Annotated in this window: 23 protein-coding genes and 1 tRNA gene; 10 read left to right on the top strand and 14 right to left on the bottom strand. The window is 73.3% G+C overall.

All coding sequences use genetic code 11. The annotated features are described in order from the left end of the window. Nucleotides 1-17 precede the first annotated feature (17 nt). Nucleotides 18-1196: an ABC transporter ATP-binding protein gene (locus ACZ8ZB_RS04090; protein ID WP_470736352.1), complete on the top strand. Its 1179-nt coding sequence runs from the start codon at nt 18-20 to the stop codon at nt 1194-1196. Nucleotides 1197-1202: 6 nt separating this feature from the next. Here the strand turns inward: ACZ8ZB_RS04090 and ACZ8ZB_RS04085 are convergent, their stop codons facing one another. The 5 genes from ACZ8ZB_RS04085 to ACZ8ZB_RS04065 all read right to left on the bottom strand — a co-directional run bounded on the left by ACZ8ZB_RS04085 (nt 1203) and on the right by ACZ8ZB_RS04065 (nt 4020). Beyond that, nucleotides 1203-1739 (bottom strand): NUDIX hydrolase family protein, encoded by a 537-nt coding sequence (locus tag ACZ8ZB_RS04085; RefSeq protein WP_381229902.1) that lies wholly within the window; start codon nt 1737-1739, stop codon nt 1203-1205. Between the two features lie 22 nt (nt 1740-1761). After that, on the bottom strand, nt 1762-2571 hold the full coding sequence (locus tag ACZ8ZB_RS04080; RefSeq protein ID WP_470736351.1) for an SAM-dependent methyltransferase: 810 nt from the start codon (nt 2569-2571) through the stop codon (nt 1762-1764). A gap of 360 nt (nt 2572-2931) precedes the next feature. Beyond that, the gene (locus ACZ8ZB_RS04075; RefSeq protein ID WP_470736350.1) at nt 2932-3102 is read right to left on the bottom strand and encodes a hypothetical protein; all 171 of its coding nucleotides are present in this window, start codon (nt 3100-3102) and stop codon (nt 2932-2934) included. Between the two features lie 59 nt (nt 3103-3161). Next, nucleotides 3162-3494 (bottom strand): DUF3140 domain-containing protein, encoded by a 333-nt coding sequence (locus tag ACZ8ZB_RS04070; protein ID WP_470736349.1) that lies wholly within the window; start codon nt 3492-3494, stop codon nt 3162-3164. A 43-nt stretch (nt 3495-3537) separates the two neighbouring features. Next, on the bottom strand, nt 3538-4020 hold the full coding sequence (locus tag ACZ8ZB_RS04065) for a Dps family protein (RefSeq protein WP_470736348.1): 483 nt from the start codon (nt 4018-4020) through the stop codon (nt 3538-3540). Between the two features lie 436 nt (nt 4021-4456). Here ACZ8ZB_RS04065 and ACZ8ZB_RS04060 point away from each other — a divergent pair, with 436 nt between their 5' ends. Then, nucleotides 4457-5644 carry a thiolase family protein gene (locus ACZ8ZB_RS04060; RefSeq protein WP_470736347.1) on the top strand — a complete coding sequence of 396 codons (1188 nt, stop codon included), beginning with the start codon at nt 4457-4459 and terminating at the stop codon, nt 5642-5644. A gap of 76 nt (nt 5645-5720) precedes the next feature. Continuing rightward, the gene (locus ACZ8ZB_RS04055; protein ID WP_470736346.1) at nt 5721-6494 is read left to right on the top strand and encodes a sulfite exporter TauE/SafE family protein; all 774 of its coding nucleotides are present in this window, start codon (nt 5721-5723) and stop codon (nt 6492-6494) included. Here the strand turns inward: ACZ8ZB_RS04055 and ACZ8ZB_RS04050 are convergent. After that, nucleotides 6480-7883 (bottom strand): diacylglycerol/lipid kinase family protein, encoded by a 1404-nt coding sequence (locus ACZ8ZB_RS04050; protein WP_470736345.1) that lies wholly within the window; start codon nt 7881-7883, stop codon nt 6480-6482. The two genes, ACZ8ZB_RS04055 and ACZ8ZB_RS04050, sit on opposite strands and share 15 nt — an antisense overlap. Nucleotides 7884-8004: 121 nt before the next feature. On the opposite strand from ACZ8ZB_RS04050, the gene ACZ8ZB_RS04045 reads away from it, so the two are divergent. Beyond that, complete coding sequence (locus ACZ8ZB_RS04045) at nt 8005-8754, top strand: cobalt-precorrin-6A reductase (RefSeq protein WP_470736344.1); 750 nt, start codon at nt 8005-8007, stop codon at nt 8752-8754. 261 nt (nt 8755-9015) lie between these two features. Here ACZ8ZB_RS04045 and cobF read toward each other — a convergent pair whose 3' ends face one another. Next, a complete protein-coding gene (gene cobF, locus ACZ8ZB_RS04040; RefSeq protein WP_470736343.1) occupies nt 9016-9789 on the bottom strand; it encodes a precorrin-6A synthase (deacetylating) in 774 nt (257 codons plus the stop codon). Nucleotides 9790-9844: 55 nt separating this feature from the next. Beyond that, nucleotides 9845-10378, bottom strand: coding sequence for a DUF309 domain-containing protein (locus tag ACZ8ZB_RS04035; protein ID WP_470736342.1), 534 nt, complete (start codon nt 10376-10378; stop codon nt 9845-9847). A gap of 100 nt (nt 10379-10478) precedes the next feature. Here ACZ8ZB_RS04035 and ACZ8ZB_RS04030 point away from each other — a divergent pair. After that, a tRNA-Pro gene (locus ACZ8ZB_RS04030) sits at nt 10479-10552 on the top strand. Between the two features lie 81 nt (nt 10553-10633). Here the strand turns inward: ACZ8ZB_RS04030 and ACZ8ZB_RS04025 are convergent. After that, a complete protein-coding gene (locus ACZ8ZB_RS04025; protein ID WP_470736341.1) occupies nt 10634-11557 on the bottom strand; it encodes an endonuclease/exonuclease/phosphatase family protein in 924 nt (307 codons plus the stop codon). A gap of 207 nt (nt 11558-11764) precedes the next feature. On the opposite strand from ACZ8ZB_RS04025, the gene ACZ8ZB_RS04020 reads away from it, so the two are divergent. Further along, the gene (locus ACZ8ZB_RS04020) at nt 11765-12745 is read left to right on the top strand and encodes an aldo/keto reductase (RefSeq protein WP_470736340.1); all 981 of its coding nucleotides are present in this window, start codon (nt 11765-11767) and stop codon (nt 12743-12745) included. Between the two features lie 68 nt (nt 12746-12813). Next, on the top strand, nt 12814-13620 hold the full coding sequence (locus tag ACZ8ZB_RS04015) for a DUF427 domain-containing protein (RefSeq protein ID WP_470736339.1): 807 nt from the start codon (nt 12814-12816) through the stop codon (nt 13618-13620). On the opposite strand, the gene ACZ8ZB_RS04010 is transcribed toward ACZ8ZB_RS04015, so the two are convergent. From ACZ8ZB_RS04010 to ACZ8ZB_RS03990, 5 genes are read right to left on the bottom strand one after another with little or no spacing between them, the layout of a single operon-like run. After that, a complete protein-coding gene (locus ACZ8ZB_RS04010; RefSeq protein ID WP_470736338.1) occupies nt 13610-14395 on the bottom strand; it encodes a GntR family transcriptional regulator in 786 nt (261 codons plus the stop codon). The genes ACZ8ZB_RS04015 and ACZ8ZB_RS04010 overlap by 11 nt on opposite strands. A gap of 32 nt (nt 14396-14427) precedes the next feature. Next, nucleotides 14428-16299: a 3D-(3,5/4)-trihydroxycyclohexane-1,2-dione acylhydrolase (decyclizing) gene (gene iolD, locus ACZ8ZB_RS04005; RefSeq protein ID WP_470736337.1), complete on the bottom strand. Its 1872-nt coding sequence runs from the start codon at nt 16297-16299 to the stop codon at nt 14428-14430. Further along, nucleotides 16296-17213, bottom strand: a complete 918-nt coding sequence (gene iolB, locus ACZ8ZB_RS04000; protein WP_470736336.1) for a 5-deoxy-glucuronate isomerase — start codon at nt 17211-17213, stop codon at nt 16296-16298. Before iolB ends, iolD begins: the two co-directional genes overlap by 4 nt. Nucleotides 17214-17241: 28 nt before the next feature. Beyond that, nucleotides 17242-18120 carry a Cgl0159 family (beta/alpha)8-fold protein gene (locus ACZ8ZB_RS03995; protein WP_470736335.1) on the bottom strand — a complete coding sequence of 293 codons (879 nt, stop codon included), beginning with the start codon at nt 18118-18120 and terminating at the stop codon, nt 17242-17244. A 13-nt stretch (nt 18121-18133) separates the two neighbouring features. Next, nucleotides 18134-19126, bottom strand: a complete 993-nt coding sequence (locus tag ACZ8ZB_RS03990) for a PfkB family carbohydrate kinase (RefSeq protein ID WP_470736334.1) — start codon at nt 19124-19126, stop codon at nt 18134-18136. Nucleotides 19127-19442: 316 nt separating this feature from the next. On the opposite strand from ACZ8ZB_RS03990, the gene ACZ8ZB_RS03985 reads away from it, so the two are divergent. The 3 genes from ACZ8ZB_RS03985 to ACZ8ZB_RS03975 are packed head-to-tail and all read left to right on the top strand — an operon-like array spanning nt 19443 to nt 22455. Beyond that, nucleotides 19443-20462, top strand: coding sequence for a sugar ABC transporter substrate-binding protein (locus ACZ8ZB_RS03985; protein ID WP_470736333.1), 1020 nt, complete (start codon nt 19443-19445; stop codon nt 20460-20462). Beyond that, nucleotides 20462-21538: an ABC transporter permease gene (locus ACZ8ZB_RS03980; protein WP_470736332.1), complete on the top strand. Its 1077-nt coding sequence runs from the start codon at nt 20462-20464 to the stop codon at nt 21536-21538. The genes ACZ8ZB_RS03985 and ACZ8ZB_RS03980 overlap by 1 nt, the downstream gene beginning before the upstream one ends. Nucleotides 21539-21543: 5 nt before the next feature. Next, complete coding sequence (locus ACZ8ZB_RS03975) at nt 21544-22455, top strand: ATP-binding cassette domain-containing protein (protein ID WP_470736331.1); 912 nt, start codon at nt 21544-21546, stop codon at nt 22453-22455. Nucleotide 22456 lies beyond the last annotated feature (1 nt).

The raw sequence follows: 22456 nt of genomic DNA, 5'->3' as shown, positions 1-22456 counted from the left end.
GCAAGGAGGCGCCACCCATGGCCGAGATCGTCCTAGAGGGAGTCACCAAGCGCTATCCGGACGGATCCCTCGCCGTGCGGGACGTGGACCTCGACATCGCCGACGGCGAGTTCGTGATCCTGGTCGGCCCGTCCGGCTGCGGCAAGTCGACCACCCTGAACATGATCGCCGGGCTCGAGGACATCACCGAGGGCACCCTGCGCATCGGCGGGCGGGTCGTCAACGACCTCGCCCCCAAGGAGCGCGACGTCGCCATGGTGTTCCAGAGCTACGCCCTGTACCCGCACATGAGCGTGCGGGAGAACATGGGCTTCCCGCTGCGGCTGGCGAAGGTGGACAAGGCCACCGTCGACAGCAAGGTCGAGGAGGCCGCCCGGGTCCTCGACCTGAGCGAGTTCCTGGACCGCAAGCCCGCCAACCTCTCGGGCGGACAGCGCCAGCGGGTGGCGATGGGGCGGGCGATCGTCCGCGACCCCGAGGCGTTCCTCATGGACGAGCCGCTGTCCAACCTGGACGCCAAGCTCCGGGTGCAGATGCGCACCCAGATCTCCCGCCTCCAGCGCCGCCTGGGCACCACCACCGTGTACGTCACCCACGACCAGACCGAGGCGATGACGCTCGGCGACCGGGTCGTGGTGATGCGGCAGGGCCTGGTCCAGCAGGTCGGCACCCCCGCCCGGCTCTACGACATGCCGCGCAACCTGTTCGTCGCGGGCTTCATCGGCTCCCCGGCGATGAACTTCCTGGGCGCCTCCCTGTCCGGCGGCGTCCTGCGCACCCCGCTGGGCGACCTGCCGCTCGACGACCGCGTGCGCCGGGAGCTGGAACGGCGGGACGCGCCGCGCGAGGTGATCGTCGGGCTGCGTCCCGAGGCCTTCGAGGACGCGAGTCTGGCGCACGGGACGGGCGGTCCCGTCGTCACCGCGACCGTGGACGTGCTGGAGTCGCTGGGCTCCGACGCGTACGTCTACTTCAGCGCGGAGGGCGGGCCGGTGACCACCGCCGAACTGGAGGAACTCGCCACGGACTCGGGCGCGCGCGACACCGGGGCCCAGGGGGCCCAGCAGGTCGTGGCCCGGCTGAACGCCGCCACCCGGGCGCGCGAGGGCGCACCCGTCGAGCTCCGGGTCGACATGGGCAAGGCCCATGTCTTCGACCCGTCGACCGGCGCCAACCTCACCCGCACGGAGGGCTAGCCGGCGTCAGATCACGCAGCCCGCGTGGGCCAGCGCCTGCTTCAGCAGCACCCCGTGGCCGCCCGGCATCTCGCTCTGCACCGCCTGCGACAGGGCCTCCCGCGGGCTGAACCACACCAGGTCGAGGGCGTCCTGCCGGGGCCGGCAGTCGCCCGTCACCGGCACGATGTACGCCAGCGACACCGCGTGCTGACGAGGGTCGTGGAAGGGGGTGATGCCCTGCGTGGGGAAGTACTCCGCGACCGTGAACGGCTGCAGCGACGCCGGGACGCGCGGCAGCGCCACCGGGCCGAGGTCCTTCTCCAGGTGGCGCAGCAGGGCGTCCCGGACCCGTTCGTGGTGCAGCACCCGGCCGGAGACCAGAGTCCGGCTGACCGTCCCGTCGGGCCCGATGCGCAGCAGCAGGCCGACGCTGGTGACTTCACCGCTGTCGTCGACGCGCACGGGCACGGCCTCGACGTACAGGATCGGCATCTGGGCGCGTGCCATCTCCAGATCGTCGGAGGACAGCCAGCCCGGCGTGGTTTCGGTCATGTCAGACATTGTTTGATCATACTTTCAGCGGTCAGGGCTTCACGGCCACCGCGCCGTACTGCGGCACCGCGGCGGAGTCGGACGCGGCACGCCACTGCGAGCAGGACACCAGGCCGGGCTCGACCAGGTCCAGTCCCTCGAAGAACGCGGTGATGTCCGCGGCGCTCCGGGCGGTGATCGGGGGAGTGGCGTTCTCGTTCCAGAACTCCATGGCCGGGACCTGCAGTTCGCCGCCGACCTCGGGGTCGTACGTGGGGTGCGTGAGGACCAGGAAACTTCCGGAGGGCACCGCCGCCATGATCCGGCGGACGATCTCCCGGGCCTTGTCGGTGTCGAGCACGAAGTTGAGGATCCCCAGCATCATCACCGCGACGGGCCGCGTGACGTCCAGGGTCTGGGCGGCGCGTTCCAGTATGGCGTCCGGGTCGTGCACGTCGGCGTCGATGTAGGCGGTGGCGCCCTCGCGCGTGCCGGTCAGCAGGGTGCGGGCGTGGACGAGGACGATCGGGTCGTTGTCGACGTAGACGATCCGCGAGTCCGGCGCGATCCGCTGCGCGATCTCATGGGTGTTGTCGGCCGTCGGCAGGCCGGTGCCGACGTCGAGGAACTGCCGCACGCCGCGCTCGGCGGTCAGGTGCGTCACCGCCCGGCGCAGGAAGTCCCGGTCCGCGCGGGCGATGTCGCGCACGACCGGGTTGATCGAGGCGACGTGGTCGCCGACCCGCTGGTCGACGTCGTAGTTGTCCTTGCCGCCGATCCAGTAGTTCCACACGCGCGCGTTGTGCGCCACACCGGTGTTCAGCCTCGCCGAGCCGCTCGGCGGGGTGTGGCTCTCACTCACGGTCTCTCCCTCTCCCTCGCCCGTACGGCCGCGATCGGGCCGCCGCGGCCATTGTGCCGCGTGATGATCACGTTGTCCCGTGAACGGGGGAGCGGGAAATCCCCGCCGACGCGAGGACACGTGGAACCGGCCCGGCCGAGGGGCCGGCCCGGGACGCGCGGCAGCCCCAGCCGCCGCGCGTCCCGCGGGGCCTCGGCGTCCAGCCGTCAGCCGTGACGCCGCCTCCGTGCGGACGCGCTGGACCTCGCGCAGGAAGATATCGGCGCCGACCGGACCCACGCCGGGGAACTCCTGCAGCGGACGGCGCAGTTCGCCGACGTCGCCGTCCGCCTCTTCGCGGAGCCTGCGCGGGTCACCGCCTCAGCGCTTGGCCAACTGCGCCGCTCGTCGACGCAGTCGGGCCTCGGTGCGTTCGTCGCGTTGCCGGCAGCCGTCCCGGCCGAGTGCGTCCGCCCGTTCCTGCCCGGCCGCCCCGGCCGTGCGGAGGGGACCGCGCAGCCCCGCCTCGTGCAGGGCACGGGCGGAGGCCACGGCGATCGGCCTCCTGATCCGGGCGCGGGCCGCCCGCCCGTCCCGCCCGGCCGCGGCGGTTACGGCTTGAGCGGGTCGTGGCCGAGGGTCATCAGGCGGTGCCGGCGGGGTGCGTCCTCGGCCACGGGCTCGTTCTCCGGGTCCGTCTGCGCCGTGACGGTGTCCACGACCTCCTCCATCACCCGCAGGTCGTCCTCGGTGAGGTCGGTACGGCGTTTCTGGAGGATGGCGAGGACGTGCTGCCCCGTCTCGCTGCCCGCCCGGTCCGGCAGCGGCTCGGTGGTCTCGTCGGCGTCGCTCACCCGCAGCCAGGCCGCCAGTTCCGCCGAGGTCATGTTCACCACGCGGTGGAAGTCCTCCCACAGCGCGTCCATCTCGAGGGCGTCGCTCATGATGTGCCCCTCACGTGCGTACGGTTCTCCGGTGCCGGGGCGGTCAGGACTCGCCCGGGAAGTTCTCCGCCTCGAACATCCAGCGCTGCTTCTCCAGGTCCGCGGTGATCGAGATCAGCAGGTCCTGGGTGACCAGGTCCGCCTTCTCGGTGGCGTCGATGCGCTCACGCAGGCGCGTGACGGCCGTGCCGAGCGCCTCCGTCATCACCTCCACGGCCGCCGAGTCGCGCAGCCAGCCCTCCTTCGGGGCCGGCAGCGAGAAGACCTTGGCGATGGTCTCCGGACGGCCGTCCGGCGGCACGCCGAGCGCCGCGGCCCGCTCCGCCACCGTGTCGGCGTGGGCGCGCGCGGCGGAGACCACCTCGTCCAGCTGGAGGTGGACGGAGCGGAACCGCGGACCCACGACGTTCCAGTGCGCCTGCTTCCCGATCAGTGACAGCCCGAGCAGGTCCACCAGGGTGTCCTGGAGGGCCTCGCAGGAAACCCGGCGGGCCTCGTCGGGCAGGGTGCTCCTCACAACGGTCATGGGGTGCTGTTCCTCCTTCTCGAATCGTCCGTGGTCCCGCGGAGCGGTGTCCCGCGCCCGTCCCCGCCTGCGCCGCCCCGGACGCCCGGGGCGGGACCGGCGTCGGGCACGGAGCCGGGACGCCGCGCGGTCATCCGCAGCCGTGCGCGGACGCGCCCGGCGGCGACGAGGCCCCGCGACGCCGGCCCCGTCGATCCGACGGGAGGGACGCCTCCGGGTCCTCTCCCGCAAGGGCCGCGCTCCGCAACCACTTCATGAACGCGCGGGTGCCCCCGGCCCCCCGGCACAAACACGGCCCCGGCCGCGGGGCGCGACCGCGGCCACGGGATCTTCCCAGGGGGCCGATCCGCGGTCTATAGTCCAAAACTAGCGGTGCTAATTAAGAGTAGTCGTCGATCCCGCAGCGCAGCCATCGGCATCGGTCAGGAGTCCCCTCGTGCGTCCCGTCCACTTCGCGGCCGCCCGCCGCACCCCCATCGGCAGACTGCGCGGAGCCCTCTCCCCGGTACGGCCCGACGACCTCGCCGCCGCCGTGATCCGCGGCCTGGTCGCCGACGTGCCCGCGCTGGACCCGGCCCGCGTCGACGAGGTCTACTGGGGCGCCGCCAACCAGGCCGGCGAGGACAACCGCAACGTCGCCCGCATGGCCGCCCTCCTCGCCGGGCTCCCCGAGTCCGTCCCGGGCGCCACGGTCAACCGGCTGTGCGCCTCCGGCCTCGAGGCCGTCACCGCCGCCGCCCGCACCATCGCGTCCGGCGAGGCCGACATCGTCGTCGCCGGCGGCTCCGAGTCGATGAGCCGCGCCCCCTTCGTCCTGCCCCGCCCCGACGAGGCCCTCCCGCACCGCATGGAGACCACCGACACCCGCCTCGGCTGGCGGCTGGTCAACCCCGCGATGAAGGAGCTCCACGGCGTGCTGGCCATGGGCGAGACGGCCGAGGAGGTCGCCGCCCGGTACGGCATCGCGCGCGAACGGCAGGACGAGTTCGCGCTGCGCAGCCACCGGCGTGCCGCCGAGGCCCGGAGGAACGGCCACTTCGACGACGAACTCCTGCCCGTGACCCGCCCGGACGGGGTGGTCGTCGACACCGACGAGTGCGTCCGCGAGGACACCTCGCTCGAGAAGCTGGGCCGGCTGAAGCCGGTGTTCCGCGCGGGCGGCTCGGTCACCGCGGGCAACGCCTCCCCGATGAACGACGGCGCCGCCGGACTGATCCTGGTCAGCGAGGAGGCCCTGGACGAGCTGGGGCTGGAGTCGCTCGGCCGCTACGTCGCCGGCGCCTCCGCCGGTGTCCACCCGGACGTCATGGGCATCGGCCCCGTCCCCGCCACGCGCAAGGTGCTCGCCCGCGCCGGCTGGTCGGCCGGCGACCTCCAGGAGGCCGAGTTCAACGAGGCGTTCGCGGCACAGGCCCTGGCCTGCGTCGACCAGCTCGGCATCGACCCCGGCCTGGTCAACCCCAGCGGCGGCGCGATCGCCCTGGGCCACCCGCTGGGCTGCTCCGGCGCCCGCATCCTCACCACCCTGCTCCACCGCATGCGCCGCACCGGCGCGGAGCGCGGCCTGGCGACCATGTGCGTGGGCGTGGGACAGGGGAGCGCGGTCCTGGTCGGGAGGCACTGACCACCGCCCCGGGGCGCCGTCGGGCGAGACGGCCCTCACCGGCGTCGTTTGCCTGGGCATAGCATCTGTCCTCGCAATGAACACGATGACGCTCTGGCACCTCGACGGCTGGGAATTCGCCGCGCTCGCCTTCGCCGCCCTGCTCGTCGGCTTCTCCAAGACCGCCGTCAGCGGGGCCAACACGGTCAGCCTCGCCGTCTTCGCCGCCGTGCTGCCCGCCAAGGCCTCCACCGGAGTCCTGCTGCCCATCCTGATCGCCGGGGACGTGCTCGCCGTCCTCACCTACCGCCGGCACGCCCACTGGCCCACGCTGTGGCGGCTGTTCCCGGCGGTCGCGGCGGGCGTCGTCGTCGGGACCCTGTTCCTGGTGTGGGCCGACGACGGGACCGTCCGGAGCTCCATCGGGGCGATCCTGCTGCTGATGGCCGGGGTGACGGTGTGGCGGCGGCGGACGGCCGACGCGGACCGGGAGCCCGACGCGGTCGCCACCCGGGCGGGCCGCGCCAAGGCCCGCTCCTACGGCGTCCTCGGCGGCTTCACCACCATGGTCGCCAACGCGGGCGGCCCGGTGATGTCGCTGTACCTGCTCTCCGCGGGCTTCCGGAAACTCGGCTTCCTGGGCACCTCGGCGTTCTTCTTCCTGATCGTCAACACCTCCAAGCTGCCCTTCAGCGCCGGTCTCGGCCTGATCGACGCCGACTCGCTGCTCCTCGACGCGGCGCTGGTGCTGTTCGTGGTGCCCGGCGCGCTCCTCGGCACGTGGGCGGCGAGCAGGATCGACCAGCGGCTGTTCGAACGGCTGGTGATCGCGGCGACGGTGGTGGGCGGCGTACAGCTACTGGTGCCCTGAGCGGGGACCGGACGGCCGCTGCGGCCCGTGGGGCGCCTCGTGGGAGTGGTGCAGCCGGCTCGGCGCGGCGGTACGGCCGACCGTCGCCGCCAGCTTGCGCAGCCGCCGCCACTCCAGCCGCGGCGGGGCCTGCGTGACGCCGGGCCGCCTGCGCGGGACCCGGACGCGCAGCGCGCCGGGCGCGATGCGGCAGTGGACGGGGGCGGGCAGCACCATGGCCTCCCCGTCGACCCCGGCCTCGATCTCCGCGCGGTCCGCCTCGACGACGACCTCGGTGGCGGTCGTGATGGTCAGCCCGCCCGGCTCGGGGTTCAGCAGCAGGGCGGCGGCGCTGATGGCCCCCTCCAGCCTCACGCCGAGGACACCGAGCACGGCGGAGTCGAGCCGCTCCCGCCGGCCGAGGCCGAAGGGGTCGCCGGTGCGGTAGGGATTGTTGCTGACCAGCACGGCCTGCGGTGCGACGAGCGTGGTGTCCCCCGCGCGGGCGACCAGCCGGGGCCCCTGCTGGCCGGTGAGCAGACCGGGCAGCATCTCCAGGCTGGTGCCGATCTTGTCGTCGCGGTAGGCGGGGCTCTGCACGATCGCCGCGTACGCGCCGAAGGAGGCGTTGTTCACGAACGGCTGCTCACCCGCGAAGCCCAGGTCGACGCGGAGTTCGACGCCGTCCGTGAGCGCGTCGAGACAGGCGGCCGGGTCGCCGCGGTCCAGGCCGAGGTCCAGGGCGAAGTGATTGCGCGTCCCGGCGCTGATCACCAGGAACGGGATGTCGTGCTCGGCGGCCACGGCCGCTACCAGCGCCTGGGTGCCGTCCCCGCCGGCCGCGCCCAGCAGGTCCGCGCCGTCCGCGACGGCGGCCCGGGCCAGCGCGGTGACATCGTGCTGCCTGCCGGGTTCGAGCAGCACCACCCGGGCGCCCAGGCGTTCCGCCTTCTCCCGCAGCCGGAACCGGCCCACCTTGCCGCCGCCCGACCGGGGATTCATGATCAGCACCGGCTTCCGGGGCGGCGGCAGCCGCCGCTCCCGCACCTGGACCTGCCCGCCGCCCGTGCCCCGCAGCGCGAACCTGCCGCTCCACACCGCCAGCCCCCACAGGGCCAGGGACACCAGCAGCGCCCAGAACAGCGTCACCGCGAACAGGGCGACCAGACCGGCCGGCACGCACACGGCGACCAGCGCGGACCCCCACCGCAGCGGGCCCCGCAGGGTCAGCGTCCACCACACGGCGGCCGCGCTGAGCCCCAGCCCCGCGACCCCGCACACCAGCAGCAGCAGACCGCGCAGCCCACCGTAGACAAGGGGGGTCGCCACCGCGAGCACGGCGGCGGCCAGCGCCCCCCGCGCCGCCCACCGCTGGGCGTGATAGCCCCGCCCGCTCCAGTCCACGGTCATGCTTCCTCCCGTCACCCGGCGTCATCGTAGGACGTGCGCGTACGTGCGCGCGGCCGGACGGTGATCTTCGTCGGGCGGCCCGGCGCCGGACGTGGCGCCCGGGCCCCGTACCCTCGGCGTCATGTCCCCCCACGTCCTGCTCCTCGGCGGCACCACCGAGGCACGCGAACTGGCCGGCGAGCTGTCAGCACGCCCCGGAGTCCGGGTGACGACCTCCCTCGCCGGACGCGTGTCCCGGCCGGGCGCGGTCGCCGGAGAGGTGCGCGTCGGCGGCTTCGGCGGCGCGCGGGGACTGGCGGACTGGCTGCGCGAGCGGCACGTGGACGCGGTGGTCGACGCCACGCACCCCTTCGCGCGGACCATTACGGCGAACGCGGCACGGGCCGCGGCCGCCACCGGGCTGCCCCTGGTGGTCCTGCGCCGCCCCGGCTGGCAGCCGGGCCCCGGCGACCGCTGGCACCCGGTCCCGTCGCTGGCGGCGGCGGCCGGTCTGCTGCCGCACCTCGGACACCGGGTCCTGCTCACCACCGGCCGCCTCGGCCTCGCGGTTTTCGCCCACCTGACGGACCTGCGCTTCGTCGTCCGGTCGGTCGAACCCCCCGAACCGCCCGTGCCGCCGCACACGCACGTGCTGCTGGCCCGCGGCCCCTTCACCGTGGCCGACGAGACGGCCCTGCTGCGCGAGCACCACGTCGACGTCCTGGTGACGAAGGACAGCGGCGGCGCGGCGACCGCCGCCAAACTCACCGCGGCCCGCGACCTCGGCCTCCCGGTCGTCGTGGTTCGGCGCCCGCCGCTGCCGGACGGCGTCACGGCGGTCGAGGACGTGCCGGCGGCCCTGCGCCGACTGGACAGCCTCACCCGGCCCTGAGCCGGACGGCTCACCTCGTGCCCGGCCGCGCGGGACGCGGCCCACCGTCGCCTCCACCGAGGCCCGCAGCCCGGGTCCCCGGGCCGTCGTGGTGCGCCGTCCGCCTGTGCCGTGCGGTGCGACCGCGTCGACGGCGCCCCGGGCCCCGCGCCGGACGGACGCCTCCGGCCGGTCGTGACCGGCAGGCCGTGCCCGGCGGCCCGGCACCCCGCCCGGGTGTGCCCCGGCGGGTCGGCGGCCGGGTCACACCCGGGCGGACGCTCAGCCCTCGGCCGGCCTGCGGCGCAGCAGGTACGTGTCCATGATCCAGCCCTTGCGCTCACGGGCCTCCGTGCGGAGCCGCTCGATCCGGGGAGCCGCCTCGGCCAGCGGCCCGGAGACGAGGATCTCGTCCGGCGTGCCGATGTAGGCGCCCCAGTAGATGTCGACGTCCTGGCCGGCGTACGCGCGGAAGGCCTGGTGGGCGTCGAGCATCACCACCACGTCGTCCACGCCCTCCGGGAACCCCTCGGCGAGCCGCCGCCCCGTGGTGATCTGCACCGGACGGGCGACCCGGTTGAGCCCGGTCCGGTGCCGGGCGACGAGCGCCGACACACTGCTGACGCCCGGCACGACGTCGTAGTCGAAGGCGACACGGCCGCGCTCCAGGACCTCCTCGAGGATGCCGATCGTGCTGTCGTACAGCGACGGATCGCCCCACACCAGGAACGCCCCGGTCTGGGACTCACCCAGTTCCTCGGAGATCATCCGCTCGTAGAGGTCGGCACGGGCGCTGCGCCAGTCCCCGACGGCGGGGGAGTAGGCCGACCCGCCGGCCGTCCGGTCCCGCTCCGGGTCGCGCGCTTCGACGACGCGGTAAGCGCCCCCCGGCACGTGCGCGTCGAGCATGTCCCGGCGCAACCGGGTCAGGTCCGCCTTCGCCTCGCCCTTGTCCAGGATGAAGAACACGTCCGTGCTCCGCATGGTCTTGACCGCCTGCAGGGTCAGCTGGTCGGGGTCGCCCGCGCCGATACCGATGACATGAATCTCTCGCACGCCCCGAGTCTGCCGCACGTCACCGACAGCGCGTGCACCGCACCCGGTCCCTCCGTCAGGAGACGGTCCCCCGCAGCCGGGGTGCCCGCGCCCCCGCGTCCACCGGAACGCCCGCCTCCACCTCGGCGGCCAGCTCCCGGGCCCAGGCGATCACCCCGGAGAGGTCGATCCCGTGCGGCCGGTGACCGGCCCCCGCTCCCGCGGCCCACGTCTCCGCCGCGCCGGCCCCGCGCCGCAGCAGCCGCGCCCCGCCGGTGACGTTCCCCCGGGCGGCGTGGGTGAGCCCCACGGCGAGCTGGGCCAGCCCCCGCCAGAGCTCGCGCTCCTCCTGCGGCCCCGACTTCCAGGCGTCCTCGAACACCTCGTGCGCGTGGAACGGCTTCCCCTCGTCCAGCAGCCGCTGCGCCTCCCCGACGCTCTCCTCCGGCCGCCGCACCACCCCCTCGGGCTGCCGGGGCACTCCCGGCGCGCCGTACGGCAGGGGCCGCCCGAGGCCGTCCCGCGGCCGGGCGTTGCGCGCCCGCCCCTCACTGTCCCGGTCCCGCGCGGCGGCCGTCCGGCCCGACGACCTGCTCTCCATGCTGCCCATGTGCCGATTGTCCCGCGCCCGGCCCGATTCGGGCCCTCCCCGGGGCGTGGGGTAAAGTGCTGTTCACGCGATCACGCGGATTCACCCCACGCGATCGCACCGGGACGTGGCGCAGCTTGGTAGCGCACTTGACTGGGGGTCAAGGGGTCGCAGGTTCAAATCCTGTCGTCCCGACTTGCGACACAGCAGGTCGTCGGGCCGTATCGGAGATCTCCGATACGGCCTCTCGTTCTTTCCCCGCCGGGGACCGCTTCCTCATCGCAGGGTGACCCGCGCGGCGACCGGCAGGTGGTCGCTGCCGGTGGCGGGCAGGGCGCGGATGCGGGCGACGGTCGCCGAGCGGGCCATGACCTGGTCGATCCGGGCCAGGGGGAGGGCGGCGGGGAAGCTGAGGGCGAAGCCCCGCCGCGCCACGTTCATCCGTGAGGTGAGCGGGGCCAGCCCGCGGTCGTCGACCGTGCCGTTGAGGTCGCCCAGCAGGATCACCCTTCTCAGTGACTCGGCGGCGACGGCCCCGCCCAGCAGGCCTGCGCTCTCGTCGCGCCAGGAGGACGCGAGGCCGCTCGCCCCCACACGGACCGAGGGCAGGTGCGCGACGTACGCCGCGATCTCGCCGTGCGGTGTGCGGACCGCGGCCCGCAGTCCGCGACTCCAGGGCTCCGTGATGCCCCGCGGTCTGATGTCCAGGTGACGGACGCCGACGAGCGGATGCTTCGACCACAGTCCGACGGTGCCCCGGACCGCGTGGTACGGGTAGTCCGGGGCGAGCGACTTCTCGTAGACCGCGAGCGCCGGGGGCACCAGCTCCTGCAGCGCGATGAGATCCGGCCCGGCGCCGGCCAGGGCGCGGGCCGTGCCCGCCGGGTCGGTGTTCTCGTCGCTGACGTTGTGCTGCACCACCACCAGGTCTTGCGGGCCGGACTCCCCGCCGGGCAGGAGCAGCCCGCCGAAGTGGTGCGTCCAGGCCGCCGCCGGCAGGAGCAGGGCCACCAGGGCGGTGGCCGAACGGCGCAGCAGGGCCCAGCCGAACAGCACGACGAGCACCAGGCCGAGCCATGGCAGGAACGTCTCCAGCAGACTGCCCGCACGGCCCACGGAGTTGGGCACCGCCCGGTGGAACGCCAGCAGCCCGGCCGTCAGTACCGCGAGGGCGGCGGGCGCCCGCCCCCACGTCCACACCCACCGGTGCCACGCCCCTCGGGACGCTGTTGCCGCTCGCTCCACCTGGTTTCCCGTCCGCTCGACTCGTCGTCCAGGACGAATCGCGGGACGGACCGGTTGCCGTCGGCCCGATGGGACGCGGGAAGGCTTGACTTGGAGCGCTCTTCAAGCGGAAGACTCCCGGTCCGTGCCCCGACGACGGGGTGCGAACGGGAGGGAGCACCCATGAAGTACCGCACCATCGGCACCGGTCCGCACAGCCGTCGCGTGAGCGTGCTCGCGCTCGGGGCGATGCTGTTCGGGTCGGTGACCGACGAGAAGACCTCCTTCGCCCTGCTCGACCGCTATGTCGAGGCCGGCGGGAACTTCGTCGACACGTCCGACAACTACGCCTTCTGGACCGACGGCGGCCAGGGCGGACAGAGCGAGGAACTGCTCGGCCGCTGGCGGCGCAGCCGCGGGGTCGGCGACGAGATCGTCCTGGCGACCAAGCTCGGCGCCCGCCCCCTCGCCCCCGGCACGAGCTACACCGACAACGCCGAGGGCCTGTCCGCGAAGGTGATCCGGGAGTCGTCCGAACGCAGCCGTGAGCGACTCGGGCTGGAGCGGCTGGACCTGCTGTACGCGCACATCGACGACCACACCGTCCCCCAGCGCGAGACGGTCGAGGCCTTCGGGGCCCTGGTCGCCGAGGGCGCGGTGGGGCTGCTCGGGGTGAGCAACCAGGCCGTGTGGCGGGTGGAACGGGCCCGCGCCCTCGCGGCGGCGGCCGGCCTGCCCGGTTACGAGGTCCTGCAGTACCAGCACAGTTACCTGCGGCCCCGTACCGACGTCCCCGAGGACCTCTTCCCCGACGGCAGCCTCGGCCACGCCGGAGCGGAACTGGCCGGCTATCTCCGCGCCGAGCCCGCACTGACCCTGGTCGCCTACTCGCCGCTGCTCAAGGGCGCCTACGCCCACCCCGGACGGCTGCCCCACGACTACGACCACCCGGGCACCCCCGCCCGCCTCGCGGTGCTGCGGGAGGTCGCCCGGGAGACCGGGGCGACGCCGGGCCAGGTGGTGCTGGCCTGGCAGCTCGGCCACGAGCTGCCGATCCTCCCGCTGGCCGGGGTGTCGTCCCTGGCCCAACTGGAGGAGAACCTGGCGGCGGTGGACCTGGAACTGTCGGCGGAACAGCGGGCCCGGCTGAACGCGGCGCACTGAGGCGGACATCCGCGTCCGCCGGTGGGACGGTGGAAGGGGTACCCGCACATCCGGAGGGAGCCCCGGCCATGATCACCCATCCCGCCGCCCGTTCCACGCGGGCGACCCCCGAAGGCCTGCTGTGGGAACCCAGCGAGCGCTGGGTGCGCGGCACCGCCGGTGACGTCACCGTCGTCGACAGCCGCCACCCGGTCCTCGTCTGGGAACCCCGGCTGCCGGTCCCGCAGTACGCCTTCCCCCGTGAGGAGGTGCGCACGGACCTCCTCCGCCCCGCCCGGCGCCCCCGGACGGGCAGCCACACCGGTTCCACGGTCTTCTACGACCTCCACGCCGACGGCGGCCCGCGCCCGAACGCCGCCTGGACCTTCCCCGCCGACGACCTGTCCGGGTACATCGCCTTCGCGTGGTTCGGGCGCACCGACACCGGCCTCGACCACTGGTACGAGGAGGACGAGGAGATCTTCGTCCACCCTCGCGACCCGTACAAACGGGTGGACGCGATGCCGAGCAGTCGTCGCGTCCGGGTCGGGATCGAGGGCACCGTCGTCGCCGACTCGGCGGACCCGGTCCTGCTGTTCGAGACCTCGCTGCCGACCCGTTACTACCTTCCGCGCGAGGACGTCCGCCTGGACCTCTTCGAAGCCGCGGACCACAGCACCCGGTGCCCGTACAAGGGCACGGCCGACGCCTACTGGTCCTGGCGCGGCGGGGGAGCCGTACCACCGCACATCGTGTGGAGCTACCCCGACCCGCTGCCCGCGGTCGCCGTGATCAAGGACCGCCTCGCCTTCTACAACGAGGCGGTCGACCTGACCGTGGACGGTGAGCGCCTGCCGCGCCCGGTCACCCCGTTCAGCGCGGGCCTCAGGACCTGACCAGCAGCTGGAAGTCGAACGAGTACCGGGACGCGCGGTAGACGTGGGTGCCGTACTCCACCGGCCGGCCGGTGTCGTCGTAGGCCGTGCGCTCCATGGTGAGCAGGGCGGCGCCCTCCTTCTCGTCCAGCCGGCCGGCCTCCGCCGCGGTGGCCGCGCGGGCGCCGACGGTCTGGCGGGCGCTGTGCAGGGTGATGCCGGCCGAGCGCATCATCCGGTACAGGCCGGTCGACTCCAGGCGGTCGCCGTCGAGGCCGAGCAGGCCCGACGGGAGGTAGTTGCGCAGCAGGGCGACCGGCCGGCCGTGGGTGCGGCGCAGGCGTTCCAGCAGGACCACCTCGCCGCCCCCGGCCAGTCGCAGGGCGGCCGCCACGTCCGGGGGCGCGGGGACCGTCTCGTTGCGGACCACCTGCGTGGTCGGCTCCTGTCCGGCCGCCTCCAGGTCGTCGTAGAGACTGCTCAGCTCCAGGGGACGCCTGACCTTGCTGTGCACCACCTGTGTGCCCACCCCGCGCCGCCGGACCAGGAGTCCCTTGTCGACGAGGGACTGGATGGCCTGGCGGACGGTGGGGCGGGACAGGCCGAGCCGCACGGACAGGTCGACCTCGTTGCCCAGCAGGTTGCCGGGGGCGAGGACGCCCTGCTCGATTGCCGCCTCCAGCTGCTGTGCGAGCTGGTGGTACAGCGGCACCGGACTGCCCCGGTCCAGGGCGAAGTCCAGGGAGCTGAGCGCGGGTCCGGTCGCGGCACGTGCGGGGTCACCGGTCTTCGCCATGGACGTACCTTCCTGTAGCGGCGCGGACGGGTTCACAGGTGCCGGCGGCGGCCGGCGGCCTCGGAGTCGTACCGTGCGCGGGCCCGCACGGCCGCCTCGCGGGCGGACACCTCGGCCACCGGCACGTCCCACCAGGCCTCGGCCGGGGGAGCGGTGGGAGCGGGGTCGGTCTCGACGTACACGCACGTCGGACGGTCGCAGGCGCGCGCCTGGGCCAGCGCATTCCGCAGCTCCCGCACGGTCTTGGCGCGCAGCACCTCCATGCCGAGGCTGGCCGCGTTCGCGGCGAGGTCCACGGGCAGCGGGGCGCCGGTGAAGGTGCCGTCGTCGGCCCGGTGACGGTAGGCGGTGCCGAAGCGTTCGGCGCCCACCGACTCCGACAGGCCGCCGATGGAGGCGTACCCGTGGTTCTGGACCAGGACCAGCTTGACCGGGAGGTTCTCCTGGACGGCGGTGACGATCTCCGTCGGGTTCATCAGATAGGTGCCGTCGCCGACCAGCGCCCACACCGGTGTGCCGGGCGCGGCCTGCTGCACGCCGAGCGCGGCCGGGATCTCGTAGCCCATGCAGGAGTAGCCGTACTCCAGGTGGTACTGGCGGGGGCTGCGCGAGCGCCACAGCTTGTGCAGGTCGCCGGGGAGCGAACCGGCCGCGTTGATCACCACGTCCGCGTCGCCGACGACCGCGTCGAGCGCGCCGAGCACCTGCGTCTGCGTCGGTACGGCGGTGTCGTCGTCCGCGCGGTAGGCGGTCTCGACGACCCGCTCCCAGCGCTCCTTGCCGGCCCGGTACTCCGCCTCGTACGCCGGTTCCACGCGGTGCCCGGCGAGGGCCCCGGCCAGCTGCTCCAGACCCGTGCGCGCGTCGCACACCAGGGTGCGCGCCGCCAGCTTGTGCGCGTCGAAGCCGGTGATGTTGACGTTGAGGAAGCGCACGTCCGGGTTCTGGAAGAGGGTGCCGGAGGCGGTGGTGAAGTCGGTGTAGCGGGTGCCGACGCCGATCACCAGGTCGGCGGTGCGGGCGAGCCCGTCGCTCACCGCCGTGCCGGTGTGACCGATGCCCCCGAGGTCGGCCGGGTGGTCGTGGCGCAGGGAGCCCTTGCCGGCCTGGGTGGAGGCGACCGGGATGCCGGTGGCGTCCACGAACGCCTTCAGCGCCTCCTCGGCCTCGCTGTGGTGGATGCCGCCGCCCGCGACGACCAGCGGCCGCCGCGCCGTCCGTACGGCCTGCGTGGCCGCCGCCAGCTCCACCGGGTCGGGGGCGGGACGGCGCACGGACCAGACGCGCTCGGCGAAGAACTCCTCCGGCCAGTCGTACGCCTCCGCCTGCACGTCCTGGGGGAGGGCCAGCGTCACCGCGCCGGTCTCGGCCGGGTCGGCGAGCACCCGCATCGCGTTGAGCGCGGAGGGGATCAGGGCCTCCGGGCGGGTGACGCGGTCGAAGTACCGCGACACCGGGCGGAGGGTGTCGTTGACCGACACATCGGCCTCGACCGGGTGTTCCAACTGCTGGAGCAGCGGGTCGGCGACGCGTGAGGCGAAGTAGTCGCCGGGCAGCAGGAGCACCGGCAGCCGGTTGACGGTGGCGAGGGCGGCGCCGGTGACGAGGTTCGTGGCGCCGGGGCCGATGGAGGTCGTCACCGCCTGTGCCGACAGCCGGTTCAGCTGACGGGCGTACCCGACGGCGGCGTGCACCATCGCCTGCTCGTTGCGGCCCTGGTGGTACGGCATGACCCCGGCGTACTCGACGAGCGCCTGCCCGATCCCCGCCACGTTGCCGTGGCCGAAGATGCCCCAGGTGCCCGCGATGAGCCGGCGGCGCACGCCGTCGCGTTCGGTGTACTGGGCGGACAGGAACCGCACCAGGGCCTGGGCGGTCGTCAGTCGACGGGTGGCGGCGCTCATGCGGACCTCTCCGGTGCGGTGTAGAGGGGGAGTCGGGGGTCGACGGACTGGTCCGGCCAGGTGTCGCGGACCCAGGCGTGGTCGGGGTGGTCGCGGATCAGCCAGGCGCGTTCGGCCTCGGGGCCCGCCATGACGTTGAGGTAGTACATGTGGTGGCCGGGCACGGCCATGGACGGGCCGTGCCAGCCGTCCGGGATGAGGACGACGTCGCCGTCGCGCACCTCGGCCAGCACGTCCGTCTCGCGTCCCGGACCGGACGGGGAGACCCGCTGGTAGCCGAGGCCGGGGGTGCCGTCGTGGCCGGCGAACTCGAAGTAGTAGATCTCCTCCAGCACGGACTCCTCGCCGGGCCGGTGCTCGTCGTGCTTGTGCGGCGGGAAGGACGACCAGTTGCCGCCCGGGGTGAGCACTTCGACCGCGATGAGCCTGTCGCACTCGAAGCCCTGTCCGTCACCGCCTCCGGCGGGGGCCGCCGCAGCGAAGTTGTTGACCTGTCGTGAGCAGTTCCCGGTGCCGCGCAGCTCGACGGGGACGCCGGAGGCCGGCCCGTGGCGGGCGGGCAGCCGGCGGGTGCAGCGGGCGCCGGTGAGCGCGAACCGTCCGCCGTCCGTCGAGGCGAGGGTCGCGCGGGCGTCGCGCGGGACGTAGGCGAAGTCGGTGACGCCGTCGAACACGCTGGTGCGGCCGGTGAGTTCGAAGGTGTCGTGACCGAAGTCGTCGTCGGCGGTGACCGTGCAGCCGCCGCTCAGCGGCAGCACGATCCACTCGCTGTCGCCGGTGTCGAAGGTGTGCGACCCACCGGGCGGCAGTCGCAGGACGCGCAGGCTGGAGTACCCCCAGCCGGCGGTCTGTGGGCTCACGTCGACGGCGTAGGGGCCGGCGAGGGCCTTGCCCGCGGGAAGGTGATGTGTCATGCCGTGCCTCCGTCTTCGAACGGGCTTCTCACAACAGGCCGACGGCCGTGTCGACCGCCGTCTCCACACTGCCCTCGGCCGGGTAGAGCAGCGAGCGGCCGACGACCATCCCCATCACGGTGGGCAGTCGCAGCGCCTTGCCCCACCGCTCGTACGCCGCCTCCTGGTCGCCGACCTCGCCGCCGAGCAGGACGACGGGCAGCGTGGAGGCCTCCAGCACCTCCGGCATGGCGTCGACGTCGTCGGTGACCGGCAGCTTCAGCCAGGTGTAGGCGGAGGTGCCGCCCAGACCGGAGGCGATGGCGATGGAACGGGTGACCGCCTCGGCGGACAGGTCGTTGCGGACCCGGCCGTCCCCGCCCCGGCGCGAGATGAACGGCTCCACGAACACCGGCAGCCGGCGTTCGGCCATGGCGTCCACGGTGCGGGCGGCGGACTCCAGGGTGGCCAGCGAGCCCGGGTCGTCGTAGTCGATGCGGACCAGCAGCTTGCCCGCGTCGAAGTCCAGCCGGGCGATGTCCTCCGCGCGGTGGCCGGTGAAGCGGTCGTCCATCTCGAAGGAGGCGCCGGCCAGGCCGCCCCGGTTCATCGAGCCCATGACGACCTTGTTCTCCAGCACTCCGAGGAGCAGCAGGTCCTCCAGGATGTCGGCGGTGGCCAGCACCCCGTCGACGCCCGGCCGGGACAGCGCGGTGCAGAGACGTTCCAGCAGGTCGGCGCGGTTCGCCATGGCCAGTCGGCGGTCGCCGATGCCGAGCGCGCCCCGGGCGGGGTGGTCGGCGGCCACGATCATCAGCCGGCCGCTGTCGCCGATCAGCGGGCGCCGTGCCCGGCGGGCGGCGGCCTCGGCGACGGCCTCCGGATTGCGGGCCCGGACCGTGGTGAGGTCGGGGATGCTGAGGTTCAAGGAAGGGCTCCGTTCAGGACTGGCTCGGCAGGCCCGCCGCGTCCGGCGAGACGGCACGCGCGAGGAGGTCCGCGACCTCCGGCTCGGTCGGCAGGGCGGACGAACAGGCGAGGCGGGAGGCGACGACGGCTCCCGCGGCGTCGGCGTGGCGCATGGTCCGCTCCGGGTCCCGGCCGGGGAGCGGGCCGTGGCGGAGCGGGCCGCCGAAGGCGTCGCCCGCGCCGGGACCGTTGACCACCTCGACCGGCGCCGGGGGCGCCCCGGCCCGGGTGCCGTCGCGGTGCGCGGCGAGCACGCCCTTCGGACCCTGCCCGACCACGGCCGGTTCCGCCCCGGCCGCCGGCAGTGCCTCGGCGGGGGCCCCGGTCTCGCGCACCCCGGCGGCGGCCTCGCACTCGTCGAGGCCGCCGACGGCGACCGTGGCGTGCCGCAGCGCCTCGCGGTGACAGGGGCGGGCCCGGTCCGGGTTCCGCCGGAACACCGGGCGCCGGTCCAGGCCGAAGAGGGTGGTTCCGCGACGGTCGCGGACCTCCGGCGCGCCGGGAGCGGCCGAGCGGCCGGGCTCCTCGCTCAGGCCGGTGCCGGTGGTCCAGGAGGTCCCGGCCGTGCGTACGGCGGTCAGGTCCGGTGCGCCGACGCGGATCTCCGGATCGAGGACCCCGGGGTGGCGGCGGAAGTGCGGCGGGAAGCCGTCCGGCGGGAAGACCCCGCGGAACGTGAGCGGGGCGGGACGGGCGGGGGCCGGCGTGACCCAGCGGCCGTCCGCGCCGAACCGCTTCGGCGCCCCGTGCGGAAAGGCGCTGGAGGAATCCTCACCGGTGCGGGTGATGACCGCCGCGGAACGGCCCGTCCGGGCGGCCGCCACCGCGACATTCGCGGCCGATCCGCCCGGGAATTTCCCGAACGTCTCCACACGTGCCAATGGAACGCCGGTCTCCGGTGGATAAAGATCGACCCCGGTGCGACCCAAGGTGATCGGGTCGAAATACTGTGGTGGGACGGCCATTGAGCGACGCTCCTCGAACTGCAGGGGATGCGGGTCCCGGGGCTCCCTGCCACGGTGGGGGCGTGGATTCCAGGGACCTGCCGCCTCACAGGTGTAGGTCTCGGAGGGCGGCGATGTCAATAGTTTGTACTTACATTCGGACTAGTTAGTGAAATGATGTCTTAACAAAGTATTGACAGCGGGCGGTTCTGGGGATTGGATCGCGTCCCAGCATGACCGCCGTGTTCCATGGCACACCCCGGACTTCCGAGGCTCCGGGCACCGGATCCTCGGATTCCCGCCCTTTCCCCGCGTAGCACAGTGAGGTGCAGGACAGATGGACCGCTCTTCGCACACCCGCTCCCGCAGAACCGCGCCGCTCGTCGCGGTCGCTGCGGCAGCCGCCCTGACCCTCGCCGGCTGCTCCAGCGGTTCCGGTGGCAAGGAGTCCGAGGAGGGCGGAGCGGACGCCTCCGCGGGCAAGGCGAACACGCCCCGCATGAAGGTCGCCCTGGTCACCCACCAGGCGCCCGGCGACACCTTCTGGGACATCGTGCGCAAGGGCGCCGAGGCCGCCGCGGCCAAGGACAACATCGACCTCGTCTACTCCGCCGACCCGAACGCCGGCAACCAGGCCACCCTGGTGCAGAACGCGATCGACCAGAAGGTCGACGGCATCGCGGTCACCCTCGCCAAGCCGGACGCGCTCAAGGAGGCCATAGCCAAGGCGAACGCGGCCGGCATCCCCGTCGTCGGCCTCAACTCCGGGCTGAGCGACTGGAAGGACCTCGACCTGCTGGAGTTCTTCGGCCAGGACGAGTCCGTGGCGGGCGAGGCGTTCGGCAAGAAGCTGAACGAGGTCGGCGCGAAGAACGCCGTCTGCGTCGTCCACGAGCAGGGCAACGTCGGCCTGACCCAGCGGTGCGACGGGGTGAAGGAGACCTTCGAGGGCGAGACCCAGATCCTCAACGTCAACGGCACCGACATGCCCTCGGTGAAGTCGACGATCACCGCGAAGCTGAAGCAGGACTCCTCCATCGACTACGTCGTCACCCTCGGCGCTCCCTTCGCGCCGACCGCGGTGCAGTCGGTGGGCGACGCGGGCAGCAAGGCGAAGGTCGCCACCTTCGACCTCAACAAGGAGCTGACCAAGGCGATCGAGGCCGGTGACATCCAGTTCGCCGTGGACCAGCAGCCCTACCTGCAGGGCTACCTCGCCGTGGACGGCCTGTGGCTCTACAAGAACAACGGCAACTACAGCGGCGGCGGTGAGCAGCCGGTGCTGACCGGCCCGGCGTTCGTCGACGAGTCCAACGTCGACGCGGTCTCCGAGTACGCCGCGAAGGGCACTCGGTGATGAGCATGGCCCCACAGGCTGAGCCGGCGGTGACCCCACCGCCGGCCCCCGGCCCGAGACAGAGCGACGGCCGCACCGTGCGGCGCCCGCTGGCGCTGCGTCTGCTCGCCCGGCCCGAGGTCGGCGTGTTCCTCGGCGCCGTGGCCGTCGTGGTGTTCTTCCTGTTCGCCGCGCCGCCGGTGCGGGACGGCAGCTCCATGGCGAACATCCTGTACCAGTCGTCGGTCATCGGGATCATGGCGCTGCCCGTGGCCCTGCTGATGATCGGCGGCGAGTTCGACCTCTCGGCCGGTGTCGCCGTCGTCACCTCGGCGCTGACCGCGAGCATGCTCAGCTACCAGCTCACCCTGAACGTGTGGACGGGCGTGATCGTCGCCCTGGCGGTCTCCCTGGGGATCGGCGCGTTCAACGGCTGGATGCTGGTCAGGACCGGGCTGCCCAGCTTCCTGGTCACCCTCGGCACCTTCCTGATCCTGCAGGGCGTGAACCTGGCGGTGACCAAGCTGGTCACCGGCAACGTCGCCACCGACAGCATCAGCGACATGGACGGTTTCGACCAGGCCAAGGCGGTCTTCGCCTCCGGCTTCGACGTCGCCGGCGTCCAGGTGAAGATCACCGTGGTGTGGTGGCTCGTCTTCGCGGCCCTCGCCACCTGGGTGCTGCTGCGCACCAAGTACGGCAACTGGATCTTCGCCGTCGGCGGCAACAAGGACAGCGCCCGCGCGGTCGGCGTCCCCGTCACCTTCACCAAGATCTCCCTGTTCATGCTGGTCGGCTTCGGCGCCTGGTTCGTCGGCATGCACAACCTGTTCTCCTTCAACACCGTGCAGTCCGGCGAGGGCGTGGGCCAGGAGCTCATCTACATCGCCGCGGCGGTCATCGGCGGCTGTCTGCTGACCGGCGGGTACGGCTCCGCGATCGGCCCGGTCTTCGGCGCCTTCATGTTCGGCATGGTGCAGCAGGGCATCGTCTACGCCGGCTGGAACCCCGACTGGTTCAAGGCCTTCCTCGGCGTGATGCTGCTCGGCGCCGTCCTCATCAATCTGTGGGTCCAGCGCACGGCGACCCGGAGGTGACCGCAATGACCGACGAGACCACCGGCACCCACGGCTCCGTCCGCGAGGACACCGCGCCCGACGGCGACCGCCCCCTGATCGAACTCCGCTCGGCCGGCAAGTCCTACGGCAACATCCGCGCCCTGCACGGCGTCGACCTCACCGTCCACCCCTCCAAGGTGACCTGTGTCCTCGGCGACAACGGCGCCGGCAAGTCCACCCTGATCAAGATCGTCTCCGGGCTGCACCAGCACACCGAGGGCGAGTTCCTCGTCGACGGCGAGCCCGTGCGGTTCTCCACCCCGCGCGAGGCCCTCGACAAGGGCATCGCCACCGTCTACCAGGACCTCGCGGTCGTCCCCCTGATGCCGGTGTGGCGGAACTTCTTCCTCGGCTCCGAGATGACCAAGGGGCCCTGGCCCGTCCGCCGCCTCGACATCGACCGGATGAAGCGGACCGCGGACGAGGAACTGCGCAACATGGGCATCGTCCTGGACGACCTGGAACAGCCCATCGGCACGCTCTCCGGCGGCCAGCGCCAGTGCGTCGCCATCGCCCGCGCCGTCTACTTCGGCGCGCGGGTGCTGATCCTGGACGAGCCGACCGCCGCCCTCGGCGTCAAGCAGTCCGGCGTGGTCCTGAAGTACATCGCGATGGCCCGCGACCGCGGCCTCGGCGTCATCTTCATCACCCACAACCCGCACCACGCCTACATGGTCGGCGACCACTTCAGCGTACTGCGCCTGGGCACCGTGGAACTCAGCGCCGACCGCAGCGAGGTCGGCCTCGAGGAACTGACCAACCACATGGCCGGCGGCGCCGAACTGGCCGCCCTCAAGCACGAGCTGGCACAGGTCGGCGGCGTCGACACCGAGGAACTCCCCGAGGAGGGCGACCTCCAGGCCCCCGCAGCCGCAACTCCGGAAGGAAAGCCCTGAC

The sequence above is a fragment of the Streptomyces sp. 12E genome (genome assembly GCF_055633275.1).
The sequence above is the reverse complement of the archived record's forward strand: the minus strand, read 5'-3'. Positions and strand labels throughout refer to the sequence as shown.

What these genes read in the sequence shown, in the direction of transcription:
- ACZ8ZB_RS04090 (WP_470736352.1), top strand. Translation starts at nt 18, where the DNA reads ATGGCCGAGATCGTCCTAGAGGGAGTCACCAAGCGCTATCCGGACGGA.
- ACZ8ZB_RS04070 (WP_470736349.1), bottom strand. Translation starts at nt 3,494, where the DNA reads ATGAGCGACGCCCTCGAGATGGACGCGCTGTGGGAGGACTTCCACCGC.
- ACZ8ZB_RS04035 (WP_470736342.1), bottom strand. Translation starts at nt 10,378, where the DNA reads ATGGGCAGCATGGAGAGCAGGTCGTCGGGCCGGACGGCCGCCGCGCGG.
- iolD (WP_470736337.1), bottom strand. Translation starts at nt 16,299, where the DNA reads ATGAGCGCCGCCACCCGTCGACTGACGACCGCCCAGGCCCTGGTGCGG.
- ACZ8ZB_RS03990 (WP_470736334.1), bottom strand. Translation starts at nt 19,126, where the DNA reads ATGGCCGTCCCACCACAGTATTTCGACCCGATCACCTTGGGTCGCACC.
- ACZ8ZB_RS03980 (WP_470736332.1), top strand. Translation starts at nt 20,462, where the DNA reads ATGAGCATGGCCCCACAGGCTGAGCCGGCGGTGACCCCACCGCCGGCC.
- iolB (WP_470736336.1), bottom strand. Translation starts at nt 17,213, where the DNA reads ATGACACATCACCTTCCCGCGGGCAAGGCCCTCGCCGGCCCCTACGCC.
- ACZ8ZB_RS04050 (WP_470736345.1), bottom strand. Translation starts at nt 7,883, where the DNA reads ATGACCGTGGACTGGAGCGGGCGGGGCTATCACGCCCAGCGGTGGGCG.
- ACZ8ZB_RS04085 (WP_381229902.1), bottom strand. Translation starts at nt 1,739, where the DNA reads ATGTCTGACATGACCGAAACCACGCCGGGCTGGCTGTCCTCCGACGAT.
- ACZ8ZB_RS03975 (WP_470736331.1), top strand. Translation starts at nt 21,544, where the DNA reads ATGACCGACGAGACCACCGGCACCCACGGCTCCGTCCGCGAGGACACC.
- ACZ8ZB_RS04020 (WP_470736340.1), top strand. Translation starts at nt 11,765, where the DNA reads ATGAAGTACCGCACCATCGGCACCGGTCCGCACAGCCGTCGCGTGAGC.
- ACZ8ZB_RS04015 (WP_470736339.1), top strand. Translation starts at nt 12,814, where the DNA reads ATGATCACCCATCCCGCCGCCCGTTCCACGCGGGCGACCCCCGAAGGC.
- ACZ8ZB_RS04010 (WP_470736338.1), bottom strand. Translation starts at nt 14,395, where the DNA reads ATGGCGAAGACCGGTGACCCCGCACGTGCCGCGACCGGACCCGCGCTC.
- ACZ8ZB_RS04045 (WP_470736344.1), top strand. Translation starts at nt 8,005, where the DNA reads ATGTCCCCCCACGTCCTGCTCCTCGGCGGCACCACCGAGGCACGCGAA.
- ACZ8ZB_RS04055 (WP_470736346.1), top strand. Translation starts at nt 5,721, where the DNA reads ATGAACACGATGACGCTCTGGCACCTCGACGGCTGGGAATTCGCCGCG.
- ACZ8ZB_RS04065 (WP_470736348.1), bottom strand. Translation starts at nt 4,020, where the DNA reads ATGACCGTTGTGAGGAGCACCCTGCCCGACGAGGCCCGCCGGGTTTCC.
- ACZ8ZB_RS03985 (WP_470736333.1), top strand. Translation starts at nt 19,443, where the DNA reads ATGGACCGCTCTTCGCACACCCGCTCCCGCAGAACCGCGCCGCTCGTC.